Raw genomic sequence first — 15,496 nt, 5'->3', positions numbered from 1 at the left:
GAGGGGACGGATCGTGCTGACTGGATTTACGCCATGGCCGGAAGAATGGGCTGACAAATACCGAAAAGACGGCTGCTGGAAGGGTGAGACGTTCGGAGGAATGCTGAAAGAGCGCGCGGCTTTATACGGAAATCAAACTGCCGTGACGTGTAAAGATGTACATTGGACCTACAAAGAATTAGATGAAAGGGCCGATCGTTTAGCGGCGGGGCTGCATAAGCTCGGGATTCAAAAGGAAGACCGCGTTGTCGTTCAGCTGCCGAATATCGCTGAGTTTTTTGAAGTGATTTTCGCGCTGTTCCGACTCGGAGCACTGCCCGTTTTCGCGCTGCCTTCTCATAGAAGCAGTGAGATTACGTATTTCTGCGAGTTTGCAGAGGCGAAAGCATACATCATTCCTGATATGCATTCAGGTTTTGATTACAGGGCGCTTGCCAGACAGGTGAAAGACAAACTTCCGGATTTGGCGCATGTCATTGTGGCCGGCGAAGCTGAAGAGTTTCAGGAACTGAGCAGCCTGCATAGAGAGCCTGTTCAGCTGGAAGAGGTAAGCCCGGCGGAAGTCGCTTTTTTACAGCTTTCAGGAGGCAGTACGGGGCTGTCCAAGCTGATTCCGCGAACACACGACGATTACATATACAGCTTGCGCCTCAGCGCGGAAATATGCGGCTTGGATCATCACAGCGTTTATTTGGCCGCTCTGCCGACAGCGCATAATTATCCGCTCAGCTCGCCGGGTGTGCTGGGAACTTTATATGCCGGAGGCCGGGTTGTTCTGTCACCGACGCCGAGTCCGGATGACTGCTTCCCGTTAATTGAAAAAGAACGTGTCACGATTACAGCGCTCGTTCCGCCGCTTGCGATGGTGTGGATGGACGCATCCGGTTCGCGAAGTGATGATTTATCAAGCCTTCAAGTGCTGCAGGTGGGAGGGGCCAAATTCAGTGCTGAGGCGGCCCGCCGCGTAAAGAGCGCTTTCGGATGCACCCTTCAGCAGGTTTTCGGAATGGCGGAAGGATTGGTGAATTATACGAGACTGGATGATCCTGAAGAGATCATTGTCAATACGCAAGGCAGACCGATGTCACCTTTTGATGAGGTAAGGGTTTTAGACGATGACGGGCGGGATGTCGCCCCCGGAGAAGCGGGACATTTGTTTACACGCGGCCCTTACACGATTCGCGGGTATTATAAAGCGCCTGAACATAATGAAAGATCATTCACAGCCGACGGATTTTATCAGACCGGCGATATCGTCAAACTGACGGCGGACGGCTATATCATCGTCGAAGGACGTGCGAAAGATCAAATCAATCGGGGCGGCGAAAAGATTGCCGCTGAAGAGGTGGAAAATCACCTTCTGGCTCATCCTGCCGTTCATGATGCGGCCATGGTTTCAATGCCGGATGACTTTCTCGGAGAGCGGTCCTGTGTGTTCGTCATTCCGAAAGGAGAAGCGCCGAAACCGGGAGAGCTGAAAGCGTTTTTACGGGAGCGCGGGCTGGCGGCATATAAAATTCCCGACCGGGTTGAATTTATCGCTTCTTTCCCGAAAACCGGCGTCGGCAAGGTCAGCAAAAAGGACCTTCGCGAAACGATCGCCCAAAAATTGAAGCCTGCTGAAATCAAACAATCTTAAAAAAGGAAGTGTTTACATTGGCTATACCGTCTATTCCCGCATATGCGCTGCCGACAGCGTCAGATATGCCTGAAAATAAAGTATCGTGGACGCTGAACCCGAAACGCGCGGTGCTTCTGATCCATGACATGCAGAATTATTTCGTCGATGCTTTTGAGAAAGGGAAGGCTCCGATCACGGAGGCGGCTCAGAATATCAAGAAAATAAAAGAGCAATGCAAAGCGCTCGGCATTCCGGTGGTGTACACCGCGCAGCCGGGCAGCCAAGACCCGGCGGACCGCGCGCTGCTGACGGATTTTTGGGGACCGGGGCTGAAAAGCGGGCCTTATGAAGAAAAGGTCATTCCGGAGCTTGCCCCGGATGATCAGGACATTGTCCTCACAAAGTGGAGATACAGCGCGTTTAAACGGACGAATCTCCTTGACATCATGCGTGAAAGCGGCAGAGACCAGCTCATGATTACGGGAATTTATGCACACATCGGCTGTCTCGTCACAGCCTGTGAAGCATTTATGGATGATATCCAAAGCTTCTTTATCGGAGACGCCGTTGCTGATTTTTCTTCAGAAAAACATAAGATGGCCATCGAATATGCGTCTCAGCGCTGCGCTTACACGGCTTTGACAAACGAAGTGCTGGAGCTGCTGGGCGGCGCGCCGGTTTCTGAAGGAGAAGGGAAGACTTCCGCCGTATTGACAAAAGACCGGGTGCGGGAACAAATTGCGGCGATTCTTCAAGAATCACCGTCTGATATTCCGGATCATGAAGACCTGCTGGACAGAGGCCTTGATTCCGTCAGAATCATGAGCCTTGTCGAACAATGGCGCCGTGACGGAGCTGAAGTGACGTTTGTTGAACTGGCGGAGAACCCGACGCTTGAAGAGTGGTGGAGACTTCTTTCTTCCCGATCTCAAAAAGTCTTGCCGAACGCAGATTATTTATAAAGGGAGAGAATAGAATGCATGATACACAACAGCTGCCTCTGACAGGCGCACAGGCCGGTATCTGGTTTGCGCAGCAGCTTGATCCTGATAATCCGATTTACAATACAGGCGAGTATGTTGAGATAAACGGCGCGATCGATGTGAACATATTTAAAACAGCTCTCGAACGTGTGCTGACGGAAGCCGTGTCATTACACGCCCGCTTCGAAGAGGGAGCAGACGGGCCGAAGCAGATCATCAATCCTCCATTTGAAGCTGCGATCGATGTCATAGATGTGAGTTCAGAAGCTGATCCGAAGCAGGCCGCACTCAGACTCATGCAGACAGATTTGGCTGAGCCCGTTGATATGGCGGCCGGGCCTTTGTTCCGCGACATTTTATTTCAGGCGGGACCGGAACGCTTTTTCTGGTATCAGCGCATTCACCACATTGTGATAGACGGCTACGGTTTTTCACTGCTGGCACGGCGTACGGCGCAAATGTACACCGCAATACGGGAAGGACGTCCGGATAACGGGCGCTCCTTCGGCTCTTTGGAGGAACTGGTAAAAGAAGATCAAGAATACCGCGCGTCTGATCAATTCCTGAAAGATCGGGAATTTTGGATGGAGAAATTTGCCGATGAACCTGATGTCGTCAGTTTGGCAGAAAGAGCGCCGAGAACGTCAACAAGCTTTCGGAGAAGCACGGCTTATCTTTCTGAAACGGCTTTGCAGCATGTAAAAGCAATTCCGAACTGGCATGAAGCCGTCACAGCTGCAGCGGCGGTATATGTCCACCGGATGACAAACGCAGGGGATATCGTGCTCGGTTTACCGATGATGGGACGGATCGGCTCGATTTCACTGAATATTCCGAGTATGGTCATGAATCTTCTGCCTTTACGGCTTTCTCTCCGCCCGGATATGAATTTTCATGAGGCCGTCAGCCAAGTGGCAAAAGAAATCCGAAACATCCGGCGCCATCAGAAATACCGCCATGAAGACATGCGCCGCGATCTTAAATTGCTCGGAGAAAACCGCAGGCTGTTCGGCCCGCAAGTCAATGTGATGCCGTTTGACTACGCTCTTGATTTCGCAGGAGCGCCAGGCACCGTCCATAACTTATCAGCCGGGCCCGTTGATGATTTGTCAATTAACGTTTACGACAGAGCGGACGGAAGCGGAATGCGTGTGGACTTTGATGCGAATCCGGAAGTGTACAGCGCCGAAGATATTGAAAACCATCAAAAACGATTCCTGCTTCTGCTGGAATCCGCTGTGAAAGACCAGACACAAAAAATCGGCACACTCAACCTTCTGCCTGAAAGTGAACGTCTCTGCGTACTGGAAAGCTGGAATGACACGCGCAAGGCCGAGAAGCAGAAAAGTCTGCCGGAGCTGTTTTACGAACAGGCCGTAAAAACACCGGACCGGCCGGCAATCATCACCGAAAACGAAGAGCTCAGCTATGCCGAATTGAACAAGCGCGCGAACCAGCTTGCCGGCATGCTAAAGGAAAAGGGGCTCGGACCGGAACAATTTGCCGCTTTGCTGCTTCCGCGGTCACAGGAGTTGGCCGTGAGCATGCTGGCCGTTTTGAAAACGGGAGCCGCATACCTGCCGCTTGATCCTGATTTTCCTTCTGAGCGGATCACATACATGCTCAAAGATGCACACCCTGCATGCCTGATTACAACGATGGAATTATCCGGCCGCATGCCGGAAGATAGTGATGCAAAAAGGATCATTCTCGATGACCCGGATACGGTAAAAACCGTTGCCGCTCAAAATGCTGACTGTTCCGATCAGGCGGAATGTTCGCCTTTGCACCCCGCTTATGTCATATATACATCGGGTTCAACGGGCAAACCGAAAGGCGTAGTCGTGACATTAAAAAGCGTAAGCAATTTCCTCTTATCCATGCGGGAAATGTTCCCGCTCGGCGCACAAGACCGCCTGCTTGCCGTTACGACTGCGGCGTTTGATATTTCCGGACTTGAGCTCTTCCTTCCGCTCATCAGCGGGGCGGGGTGCGTCATCGCACGTAAAGAGACGATTCAGGAACCGCGGGCGCTTGCGAACATGATTCACTCATACGGTATTTCAATCATGCAGGCAACGCCGACATTGTGGCATTCATTAGTCACCAATGAACCTGATTCCCTCCGGGCGCTGCAGGTGCTTGTCGGAGGTGAGGCGCTTCCGAACGCGCTTATGCATGCTCTGCTTGAATCAGGCTGTACGGTGACGAATCTGTACGGGCCGACTGAAACAACAATCTGGTCGGCCGCACAGCCGCTTGCAAAAGACCATACAGGGGCGCCTCCGATCGGAAAGCCGATTTGGAACACGCGGGTATACGTGCTGGACGCCGCATTGCAGCCAGTCCCGCCGGGAATTGCGGGCGAGCTTTATATAGCGGGCGAGGGGCTTGCCAGAGGTTATTATAACCGTCCTGATTTAACAGCTGAAAGATTTATTGCCGATCCGTACGGGCCCGCGGGCGCGAGGATGTACCGGACGGGAGATCTCGTGCGCTGGCGTGAGGACGGCTCGCTTGATTATATCAGCAGAGCCGATCACCAAATTAAAATCCGCGGGTTCCGGATAGAATTAGGAGAAATTGAGTCAGTGCTGTCGAAATACCCGGGTATTTCGCAGGCCGCTGTTATTGTCCGTGAAGACCAGCCGGGAGATAAGCGCCTGGCGGCTTATGCTGTCGCGGATCAGCCCCTTGATATCGGCGGACTTCGTGAATATATGGGCGAAAGCCTGCCGGATTATATGGTGCCGGGCGCGTTTGTACAGCTGAAAGAATTGCCGCTGACGCCGAATAAGAAGCTCGATCGCAGCGCTCTGCCTGCACCTGATTTTTCAGCTGTCCTGTCTGACAGAGGGCCGCGGACGCCGCAGGAAGAAATATTATGCGACCTGTTTGCCGAGGTTCTCGGTCTCGCGCGGGTCGGAATTGATGACGGGTTCTTTGAATTGGGCGGACATTCGCTCTTAGCCGGACGCCTGATGAGCCGGATCCGGGAGACGATGGGCGCAGAGCTTGGCATCGGCCGTCTGTTTGATACGCCGACCGTTGCCGGGCTCGCCGCACAGCTTGACACCGCAAAGAGTGCGCGGCCTAAGCTCAAGCCGTTTGACCGGCCGGAGCACATTCCGCTGTCATTTGCGCAGCTGCGTCTTTGGTTTCTCTACTGTCTTGAAGGGCCGAGCCCGACTTACAACATTCCGGTGATTGTCCGCATGTCAGGCAAGCTTGACCAATCAGCGCTGAAACACGCCTTTTACGATGTTGTCAGCCGTCATGAAAGCCTGCGCACCGTTTTTCCGGAAAATAAGGGATCATCTCATCAGCTTATTTTACCTGCTGAAGAAGCCCGCCCTGTGTTTACAGTGACACGTGCAGACAAAAACGAGCTCCAAGACATGCTTGCCGCTGCGGCAAGATATCGGTTTGATCTCGCTAAAGAGCCGGCCGTCCGGGCTGAGCTGTTTGATCTTGGTGACGGCGAATATACGCTGATGGTTCTCCTGCATCACATCGCAGGCGACGGCTGGTCCTTGAATCCGCTCATGCGTGACTTATCCATAGCCTATATCGCCCGGCAAACAGGTGAAAAAGCAGAATGGGCGCCGCTGGCGGTTCAATATGCGGATTATGCGCTTTGGCAGCAGCAGCTTTTAGGCAGCGCGTCTGATTCTGAGAGCTTAATTGCGCGCCAGCTGGATTTCTGGAAGAAAACGCTTGAAAATGTACCGGATCAGCTGGAGCTGCCGTCTGATTTTCCGCGTCCCGCTGAATCAAGCTACAGGGGCGGCGTCATTCCGGTCAACATCGGCCAAGAGCTTCATGCCCGTCTTCTCTCACTTGCCAGAAATCAGCGCGTAAGCCTGTTTATGGTGCTTCAATCAGGGCTTTCCGCACTGCTGACCCGGCTCGGGGCGGGAACCGATATTCCGATCGGCAGTCCGATAGCCGGCCGCAGTGATGACGCATTAGGAGACCTTGTGGGTATGTTCATTAATACACTCGTACTGAGAACCGATACCTCTGGCGATCCGAACTTTTGTGAGCTTCTTGAAAGGGTCAGGGAAATGAATCTCGCAGCATATGAACATCAGGACGTGCCGTTTGAACGACTCGTGGAAGAATTGAATCCGGTTCGCTCCCGGTCAAGACATCCGCTGTTCCAAGTGATGCTCGCATTCCAAAATACGCCTGACCCTGTACTCAGTCTTCCTGATATGGAAACAAGCCTGCAAATCAGCAGTGTCGGATCGTCCAAATTTGATTTGACATTGGAATTGGCTGAACAGCGCCATGATGACGGCACGCCTGCCGGTATTGAAGGCCTGCTGGAGTTCAGTACGGACTTATTCAGAAAAGAAACGGCTGAAGCACTTGCCGGACGCCTGCTTCTTCTGCTCGAAGATGCCGTATCACATCCGGATAAACCGATCGGAAGCTTAACCATTCTTACTGATGAAGAGCGCCGGAAGCTTTTGCCGGTTAAACGGGCAAAACAGCATATTCAGCCTCGGCAGACACTGCCTGAACTGTTTGAAATACAGGCCGCCGCAAAATCGGATGAAACGGCGGCAGTACTTGAAGAGAGCGGACTCACTTATCAAGAGCTGAATGAAAGAGCCAATCAGCTAGCGCACATGATGATTGCCCGCGGCGTCGGCCCGGAGCAGTTTGTCGCACTGGCGCTGCCGCGTTCTTTAGATATGATTGTCGGGCTGTTAGCCGTCCTGAAGACGGGGGCAGCGTATTTGCCGCTTGATCCTGATTATCCCGCGGACCGCATCGCCTTTATGTTACATGATGCCAAGCCTGTATTTATGCTCACCAACCGTGAAGGCGCAAGTAAGCTCTCTGGCGAAAACGGCATGCCGGCCTTCATCCTGGATGATCCGCAGAACAAAGAAACACTTCGGCAATATGCCGTCACGAACCCTGAGAATGCCGACCGGATTCGTCCGCTGAGACAGCTTCACCCGGCCTATGTCATTTACACGTCGGGATCAACAGGTGTGCCGAAAGGTGTCATCATTCCGCACAGCAATGTTATCCGGCTGTTTGAGTCGACGCGGCATTGGTATCACTTTAATTCTGATGATGTATGGACGATGTTTCACTCCTACGCTTTTGATTTCTCTGTCTGGGAAATATGGGGGCCGCTGCTCCACGGCGGACGTCTAGTCGTCGTGCCGCATGACATCAGCAGATCCCCGGAAGCGTTTCTGCATCTCCTCGTGAAAGAGCGAGTGACCGTACTTAACCAAACGCCGTCAGCGTTTTACCAGCTGATGCATGCGGAAAAAGAACACAAAGAGCTGGGGCGTCAGCTCGCACTCAGATATATCATCTTCGGCGGCGAGGCGCTTGAGCTGAGCCGGCTTGAGGATTGGTACAGCCGCCACGCGGACAATCAGCCGGTGCTCGTGAATATGTACGGCATTACGGAAACGACGGTGCACGTCAGTTACCTTGAATTAGACAAAAACATTGCCGAACTGAGAGCAAACAGCCTCATCGGCTGCGGCATTCCTGATCTGAACGTATATGTGCTTGATGACCGGCTGGAGCCTGTGCCTCCGGGGATCACGGGCGAAATGTATGTTGCCGGAGGGGGCGTGGCACGAGGCTACTTAGGGCGGCAAAGCCTGACCGCCGAACGCTTTGTGGCTGATCCGTACGGCCCGCCGGGAACGAGAATGTACCGGACGGGGGATTTAGCCCGCCTGCGGACGGACGGTTCTCTTGATTATATGGGCAGGGCGGACCACCAGATTAAAATCCGCGGCTTCCGGATTGAATTGGGGGAAATCGAAGCGGTTCTCGTCAAACATCCGGATGTCGAGGATGCCGCCGCAGTCGTCCGTGAAGACCGGCCGGGAGATAAACGGCTGGCTGCCTACCTTGTCCGATCTGCCGGCAGCACCTTGGACACGGGGGACATGCGCCGGTTTGCCGAAGAAAGCCTGCCGGATTACATGATTCCGTCAGCTTTTGTCCAAATGAATGAACTGCCGCTGACACCGAATGGAAAGCTTGACCGAAAAGCGCTCCCTGCTCCTGACTTCCAAACGGAGGTCACCGGCCGGGGACCGAGAACGCCGCAGGAAGAAATGCTGTGTGAGCTGTTCGCAGAGGTGCTTCATCTGCCGCGTGTCGGTATTGATGACAGATTTTTTGATTTAGGCGGCCATTCTTTGCTTGCGGTTCATTTAATGAGCCGTATTCGGGAAGCGATGGGAGCCGAGCTCAGTATCGGAACACTATTTGAAGCTCCTACGGTGGCAAGCCTTGCTGAAAGACTTGAGTCAGGAACGGGCACAAGCGCGCTTGATGTTCTTCTTCCGCTCAGAACGGCAGGAGAAGAAACACCGTTGTTCTGTGTCCATCCGGCCGGCGGTCTCAGCTGGTGTTATGCCGGGCTGATGTCTTCTTTAGAAGCTGATTATCCGATATACGGCTTACAGGCGAGAGGCATCGGAAAAAAAGAACCGCTTCCGCAAAGCTTAGATGACATGGCGGCTGATTATATTGAAAAAATCCGCACCGTGCAGCCGAAAGGGCCGTACCGTCTGCTCGGCTGGTCTCTCGGAGGGAATGTCATTCAGGCCATGGCGACACAATTACAGAGCCGGGGCGAAGAGGTTTCGCTTTTGGTGATGCTTGACGCGTATCCGAATCATTTTCTGCCGATAAAAAATGCGCCTGATGACGAGGAAGCCGTCATTGCGCTGCTTGCCCTGGGAGGGTACGACCCGGACAGCCTCGGGGATCAGCCGCTTGATTTTGACACCGCGCTGACCATTCTCCGCCGTGAGGGAAGCGCATTAGCCAGCCTGGACGAGTCAGTGATGATGAATCTGAAAGACACGTACGTAAATTCTGTCGGGCTGTTAGGAACATACAAGCCGAAGCCGTTCCACGGAGATGTGCTGTTCTTCAGATCCACGATTATTCCGGAGTGGTTTGACCCGATCGAGCCGGATACTTGGAAACCGTATATTACGGGGAAAATCGAGCGGTATGACTTAGACTGCCGCCATAAAGATATGTGCCAGCCGGGCCCGCTTGCCGACATCGGCGCGATTCTGGCAGAGAAATTAAACGGACGGCGTACAGTCCGGTAAAGAAAGGAAAGAGATGATATGACAAATCCATTTGAACGGGAAGACGGTTCATACCATGTGCTCGTCAATGCTGAAGGCCAGTACTCACTGTGGCCGGCCTATCTGGATGTGCCGGACGGCTGGGAAACCCGCCTGACGAATGAAACCCGCCCCGTTTGTCTCGAATATATTGAAACAAACTGGCGTGATATGAGGCCGGAAAGCCTGAAGCGGACCGAAGCTGCTAAAATGTAATAAGAAAAGCCTGCCGTTATTTCGGCAGGCTTTTTATGCGGACATCAGCCGTTAAGCTGTGTATGATCACAAAATGTATAAGGGTGGCCTTCTTCATCCGTGCACCATGACTGAGACAGAAAAGCCAAAAAGACCGCGGCCCACTGGTCTGCAAACTGGATTAAAATACCGCCGTCGTGCCACGTTCCGTTATCCTTCTTCCAGCGTGTATCAATTGGGTTTCCCTGATTCATATGAATATTATGCATGCCGTTTGTCGGCTTGAACCCGAAAATCTTATCAGCGCCCGGCTCCGGCCCGAATTTAGAGCCGTAAATATAGACGGTGGCTTTTTCTGATTTGGCTTTTTGCATGTACGTCTCAATAAAGTCATTTAAGTCATTATCCGGACCGGTGACTTCATGCGGAAGGGGCACCATGTTCCGGGGATCAAACAATCCGCCGCGGACATAATCCAGCGCCAGCTCACGTCTGGTTTCATCAATTGGGGTATATCCGTACGGAATGTTCGGCAGCAGGGTGATCGCGCTTGCGTCAAAATGATCGCGTGCCGCATACAGCACCTCTGATTCTTTTGAACTTGACATGACATTGATCGCACAGCGATAGCGCGTATCAGGCTCGCCTAGCACCTCGACTTGAAAATGCGGAGAATCATCATCTGTTTCCCTTTTCATATCTAACACAGTGCCTTTTAATACACCATAGTACTGAACAGCCATATGAATCCTCCTTTTTCTTCCGGGATATGAATTGATATTCGAGACAGGGGGCCGTTTTTCCTTTTGTGAGAAAGAAAAAAGGACAGCCCGCTGATCAGGCTGTCCTCTTCATCTCTATTAAGCTTTTGCAGCCGAACCTTGCATTGCTTTTTCAGCAGGCACGTAGTCATAGCCTAAGTCTTTGGCTACCGCTTCATACGTGACATGTCCGTTAGCCGTATTTAAGCCCGCTTTAAGCGCAGGGCTGTCTGCAATGGCTTGTGCCGCGCCTTTATTGGCGATTTGAAGCGCGTAAGGAACGGTTACATTCGTTAATGCGAGCGTAGACGTACGCGGTACGGCGCCCGGCATATTGGCGACAGCGTAGTGAACGACGCCGTGTTTTTCGTAAGTCGGATTATCGTGGGTTGTAATATGATCAACGGTTTCCACAATGCCGCCCTGATCGATGGCAACATCAACAATGACGGAACCCGGTTTCATTTGTTTAACCATTTCTTCCGTAACGAGAGTCGGCGCTTTGGCTCCCGGGATGAGCACGGCGCAGATCAGAAGATCCGCTTCCGCGACGGAATCTGCAATATTTACAGGGTTTGACATCAATGTTTTAATCTGATGCCCGAAAATATCATCAAGCTGACGCAGGCGGTCTGCGTTCAAATCGATCATTGTCACATCGGCACCGAGTCCGACAGCCATTTTCGCGGCATTTGTTCCGACGCCGCCCCCTCCGATGATCGTGACTTTTCCGCGGGATACACCCGGTACGCCGGCTAATAAAATTCCTTTTCCGCCTTTTGGTTTTTCAAGAAACTGTGCTCCGATCTGCGCGGCCATTCTGCCGGCCACTTCGGACATCGGCGTAAGCAGCGGAAGGGAACGTCCGTCCGTTACCGTTTCGTACGCGATAGCTGTCACGCCTTTTTCTGTAAGCGCTTTAGCTAATTCCGGCTCTGCGGCTAAATGAAGGTAAGTGAACAAGACCAGACCTTGACGGAAATACGCATACTCTTCAGCCAGCGGTTCTTTTACCTTCATGACCATTTCCGCATCCCATACTTGCTTTCTGTCCTCCAGAATTTCCGCCCCTGCTGATACATAATCTTCATTTGTAAAGCCGCTTCCGAGCCCCGCTCCGGATTCCACAAGAACCCGATGGCCGTTTCCGATAAGCTGTGAAACGCCTCCAGGTGTTAATGCCACTCGATTTTCATTGTTTTTGATTTCTTTTGGAACCCCGATAATCATGTCTGTTTCCCCCAATGTTTGTGTGATGCTTCAAGTGTAGCGCGATTTTTGCGAAAATTCTTTGTTTGAAACAGAAAATAAAAAAACACGGATTTGTGAAATTTCACGAACCCATGCTGCGAAGTTTGATATCCAGGTAAATCGTAAACTTCTCATTCACATTTTTTAAGTCGATTTCTGCGATCTGGCTGATTCTTTTCAGCCTGTAATTCAATGTATTGACATGGATGTTAAGCGCTTTAGCGGCGGTGTTGACATTGCTGTCGGCATCAATAAAATGTTCGAGCGTTTTTACCATATCGGCTTGGTGCTCCCTGTCATACTGCTCAAGCTTTGACAGGGAATAGTTCATATAGCCGCTGTGCTTGCGTTTTTCATCCAACACATCAAGGTACTGATAAATGCCGAGTTCAGAAAAGCTGAAAAGGTGTTTGGTTTCTCTCACAAACCGCTCTTTCGCTTTTAATACGGAAAGCGCTTCCTGATAGGATCGGTAAACGTAAGAAATCGATTCGTAAATACCGCCGATCGCAATCGACGCATCCTCAATTTTATATCGTTCCTTCAACTGTTTTTGAATATGAAGAGCGAAGTGCTTTAAATCTTTAAAAGGCTGATCGGTTTTCGGCGCGGCTAATAAGATTAATTCATTTGAATCAACAGTCGCCAGCATGACATGAATCTGCTGTGTCGTTTCCTGCAAATATTGCAGCTGCTGTTCCGTCTTTTCAGTCAGCTCATCATGTAAACGGATGATCATGACGCTGAACACGGACGGCAGCGCCATTCCGAGCTTATGAAACCCTTCGGCCATCTCGGCTTCCTGATAAATATGGCCGGTCAGCATTTTCCAAAAAAACTCCTGGCCCCGCTCTTCGATTTTCGTTTTGTGGATCTGCAGGTGCAAAAGCTTGTTCCGCACCGCTTTGGCTGCCAGCTGAAGTGTCTTCAGATCTTCGTCATTGAGCTTTTTTTTGATCTCAAGCGCCCAAATAAATCCGAGAACCTGACTGTTTTTCCAGATGGAAATCGCCACGCGGTTGCTTAGGCCCACCTCGTCAATTTCTTTCACTTTGATCGGCTGGTCCGTTTTTAAAAGGGCCGGAATGGTTCCGTCTTTCCACAGTTTGTTGATGACTTTTTCCGGCACCCTCCGCCCGATAATCGTCGACGTCCGGGCCGGATCTGTACAATCGCTGTGCGTGCTGTATGCAAGCAGTTTATGATTAACGTCTTCTATTGTAATGGGGCATTGAAGAACTTCACTGATATGGTCGGCAACATCTTCAAGCCTGTCGAAACTGTACTTAAATGGATCTTTTGGATTGGTCATCTGTATCCCTACTTTTTCATAGCTTCATATCTTGATCTTACCATCTTGCTTTTCAGACTGAAAGGCATCTTTGCAGGGAAATAGACTAGGACAATAAGATCATTCAGCGAAAACGAAAATAATAAGAAAATCATACTATTGTATTTACAAAATGTGTAATTATGACGAAAAATCCAATATATCATAAGACTCATTTTGTAAAATTAAAACAGATTTGTTTGACTGTGCCGATTGGTTGTTTTTATAATAATGACGTTCAAAAAATAAGTGAATTAGCCCATATTTAGGCTGATGACACAGGAGGGTATAAGGAATATGTCTGGATTAATTCGTGTCACACCCGAAGAGCTAAGAGCGATGGCTAAGCAATATGGCGTTGAAAGTCAGGAAGTCATGAATCAGGTTGACCGCCTGAACCGCATGATTTCTGATTTGAAAGGCATGTGGGAAGGTGCTTCAAGTGAAGCATTCGCGGATCAATATGAGCAGCTGAAACCTTCATTTATTAAAATGTCTGAATTGCTTCAAGATGTGAATCATCAGCTCGATCAAACGGCAAATACGCTTGAGTCTACCGACCAAGATATCGCTAACCAAATTCGCGGATAATAAGATGAATGAAGAAACGGAGCGCCTGATTCAATCAAGAAGACGGCGCTCTTTCTATGTAAGGGTGATATGAATATGTATATCGATATTACAATAGATTTAACACATTATAACGGCAGCGTCTTCGATCTCAGATTGTCAGATTACCATTCTGTGAAAAAAGTCATTGATATTGCCCGGCAGGCTCAGCATGTATCCGTTCCGCCGCGTGAAGGCTATTGGATCAGAGTGGTCAATAAAGAAACGGTTTTTTCCGGAGAACAAAAGCTATCTGACTGCGGCATTACGAACGGAGACCGCCTTGAAATTTTATGAAAGGACATGGTGGAATGACAGGTCATAACAGATCTTATTTAGAAACAGAATTAGACGCCGTCCGGGAAGAAACCGAAACAGGCTTCACGTTCACCTTCCAGCGGGAAAAAATCAAGCTTCTTGACGGGCTGGAAGCGAATGTGATTAAAGATGCCGATCCTTTTTTTCAAAAAGAGGTCTCAGTTTCAGAAGACGAAGTAACCATCACAATCAAACCTCCTTCTTCTTATCAGGCTTTCCGCTATATAAAAGGAAAAGATAAAAAAAGCAGGTGGCAATTTGCCTACCGTCTCGTCCAAGCCGTGAAACAGCATAAGCTGAAACGTCTCAATCTGATTGCCGCCCCTGAAAATATCGTGTTTGATAAAGCGCTGACGCCTTACTTTCTTCATTACGGCGTAAAGGAGAGCCTTCCGCCTTATGAGGAAGATAGAGAAAGGGTGTTAAAAGAGCTCAAAGCCTGTGCGGCGCTTGCAGCTGACGGGGCGTACACCTTCGATGAATATTTGAAGTACAAGGAGACGCTTCATTTCTCTCCTGAGGTGAAAAGCGTGTTAGAGGCGGAGACGATTGAAGAACTGGAAGAAGCCATTCAAACCGCAATCGATTCCCTCGAAGAAAGGGACAAGACATACATAAAACTGCCGAAAAAGAAATGGAAAATCCAAAGATACGCCGGTCTGGCGCTTGCCGTCCTCCTTGTGCCGGCACTTCTTTACTCCTTATACGTTCTGTTTTTCGTCCAGCCGAAGCAAGAGGCAATTACGGAAAGCAACCGCTATTTTTTAAATCAGCAGTACAGCAAAGTCATTGACACACTCGCTAAATACGATGCGGAAAGCCTCCCGGAATCTGTGCAGTACGAGCTTGCTTCCTCTTATGTGGCAGTTGAAAATCTGAGGGAAGAACAGCGGAAAAACATCGGGAATCTGGTCACGCTGCAATCAGACCCGAAGCACTTCCTTTATTGGATTGATATCGGCAGAGGGGAAAATGAAGAAGCCATCAAAATCGGCCGCAATCTTGAGTACAACCCGTACATCTGGCTCGGACTTACAAAATATAAACAGCAATTATTAGCGGATGACAGTATGAAAGACGACGAAAAGCAGAAAGAACTGGACGCCGTGGAAAGCGAGCTTGCGAAGGCGAAAAAAGAGGCGGAGGAGCAGCATAAAGAAGCGGAGGAAAACAGTGACACCGCCGAAGCTTCCGCCGGACAGGATGAAAGCAAACAAGACAAAGCGAAAGATAACAAAGAGAACGACAAGAAAGATGAGAAAAAAGATGAAAAAAAATAACAGCACACA

10 protein-coding genes are annotated in these 15,496 nt (G+C 50.4%); 7 read left to right on the top strand and 3 right to left on the bottom strand.

The window, feature by feature from the left end; translation table 11 throughout:
- The first annotated feature begins 13 nt into the window (after nucleotides 1–13).
- From L3V45_RS15040 to L3V45_RS15025, 4 genes are read left to right on the top strand one after another with little or no spacing between them, the layout of a single operon-like run.
- Nucleotides 14–1,639 carry a (2,3-dihydroxybenzoyl)adenylate synthase gene (locus tag L3V45_RS15040; protein ID WP_003152004.1) on the top strand — a complete coding sequence of 542 codons (1,626 nt, stop codon included), beginning with the start codon at nucleotides 14–16 and terminating at the stop codon, nucleotides 1,637–1,639.
- A gap of 17 nt (nucleotides 1,640–1,656) precedes the next feature.
- Entirely contained in the window at nucleotides 1,657–2,583 is a 927-nt protein-coding gene (locus L3V45_RS15035) for an isochorismatase (RefSeq protein ID WP_003152006.1), read from the top strand.
- Between the two features lie 14 nt (nucleotides 2,584–2,597).
- A complete protein-coding gene (locus L3V45_RS15030) occupies nucleotides 2,598–9,725 on the top strand; it encodes an amino acid adenylation domain-containing protein (RefSeq protein ID WP_234949453.1) in 7,128 nt (2,375 codons plus the stop codon).
- Between the two features lie 18 nt (nucleotides 9,726–9,743).
- Nucleotides 9,744–9,959, top strand: a complete 216-nt coding sequence (locus L3V45_RS15025) for an MbtH family protein (protein ID WP_003152009.1) — start codon at nucleotides 9,744–9,746, stop codon at nucleotides 9,957–9,959.
- Nucleotides 9,960–10,003: 44 nt separating this feature from the next.
- Here the strand turns inward: L3V45_RS15025 and L3V45_RS15020 are convergent, their stop codons facing one another.
- The 3 genes from L3V45_RS15020 to L3V45_RS15010 all read right to left on the bottom strand — a co-directional run bounded on the left by L3V45_RS15020 (nucleotide 10,004) and on the right by L3V45_RS15010 (nucleotide 13,262).
- Entirely contained in the window at nucleotides 10,004–10,681 is a 678-nt protein-coding gene (locus L3V45_RS15020; protein WP_146275414.1) for a YukJ family protein, read from the bottom strand.
- A gap of 117 nt (nucleotides 10,682–10,798) precedes the next feature.
- A complete protein-coding gene (gene ald / locus L3V45_RS15015) occupies nucleotides 10,799–11,929 on the bottom strand; it encodes an alanine dehydrogenase (protein ID WP_003152011.1) in 1,131 nt (376 codons plus the stop codon).
- A gap of 103 nt (nucleotides 11,930–12,032) precedes the next feature.
- Nucleotides 12,033–13,262, bottom strand: a complete 1,230-nt coding sequence (locus L3V45_RS15010; RefSeq protein ID WP_234949452.1) for a sporulation transcriptional activator AdeR — start codon at nucleotides 13,260–13,262, stop codon at nucleotides 12,033–12,035.
- 315 nt (nucleotides 13,263–13,577) lie between these two features.
- On the opposite strand from L3V45_RS15010, the gene L3V45_RS15005 reads away from it, so the two are divergent.
- The 3 genes from L3V45_RS15005 to essB all read left to right on the top strand — a co-directional run bounded on the left by L3V45_RS15005 (nucleotide 13,578) and on the right by essB (nucleotide 15,487).
- Nucleotides 13,578–13,871 (top strand): WXG100 family type VII secretion target, encoded by a 294-nt coding sequence (locus L3V45_RS15005; RefSeq protein ID WP_003152013.1) that lies wholly within the window; start codon nucleotides 13,578–13,580, stop codon nucleotides 13,869–13,871.
- A 75-nt stretch (nucleotides 13,872–13,946) separates the two neighbouring features.
- Complete coding sequence (locus tag L3V45_RS15000; protein ID WP_003152015.1) at nucleotides 13,947–14,186, top strand: ESX secretion system protein YukD; 240 nt, start codon at nucleotides 13,947–13,949, stop codon at nucleotides 14,184–14,186.
- A gap of 14 nt (nucleotides 14,187–14,200) precedes the next feature.
- Complete coding sequence (gene essB, locus L3V45_RS14995; protein ID WP_043867654.1) at nucleotides 14,201–15,487, top strand: type VII secretion protein EssB; 1,287 nt, start codon at nucleotides 14,201–14,203, stop codon at nucleotides 15,485–15,487.
- The last annotated feature ends 9 nt before the right edge of the window (nucleotides 15,488–15,496 follow it).

Origin of the sequence: Bacillus sp. R45 (genome assembly GCF_021729365.1) — a bacterium.
Classification (GTDB): Bacteria; Bacillota; Bacilli; order Bacillales; family Bacillaceae; genus Bacillus; species Bacillus velezensis.
Note: the sequence above shows the minus strand (reverse complement) of the source record. Positions and strands in the feature narration are given on the sequence as shown.

Coding starts and splice junctions, on each gene's coding strand:
- ald (WP_003152011.1), bottom strand. CDS start 11,929: ATGATTATCGGGGTTCCAAAAGAAATCAAAAACAATGAAAATCGAGTG.
- L3V45_RS15025 (WP_003152009.1), top strand. CDS start 9,744: ATGACAAATCCATTTGAACGGGAAGACGGTTCATACCATGTGCTCGTC.
- L3V45_RS15010 (WP_234949452.1), bottom strand. CDS start 13,262: ATGACCAATCCAAAAGATCCATTTAAGTACAGTTTCGACAGGCTTGAA.
- essB (WP_043867654.1), top strand. CDS start 14,201: ATGACAGGTCATAACAGATCTTATTTAGAAACAGAATTAGACGCCGTC.
- L3V45_RS15030 (WP_234949453.1), top strand. CDS start 2,598: ATGCATGATACACAACAGCTGCCTCTGACAGGCGCACAGGCCGGTATC.
- L3V45_RS15000 (WP_003152015.1), top strand. CDS start 13,947: ATGTATATCGATATTACAATAGATTTAACACATTATAACGGCAGCGTC.
- L3V45_RS15005 (WP_003152013.1), top strand. CDS start 13,578: ATGTCTGGATTAATTCGTGTCACACCCGAAGAGCTAAGAGCGATGGCT.
- L3V45_RS15020 (WP_146275414.1), bottom strand. CDS start 10,681: ATGGCTGTTCAGTACTATGGTGTATTAAAAGGCACTGTGTTAGATATG.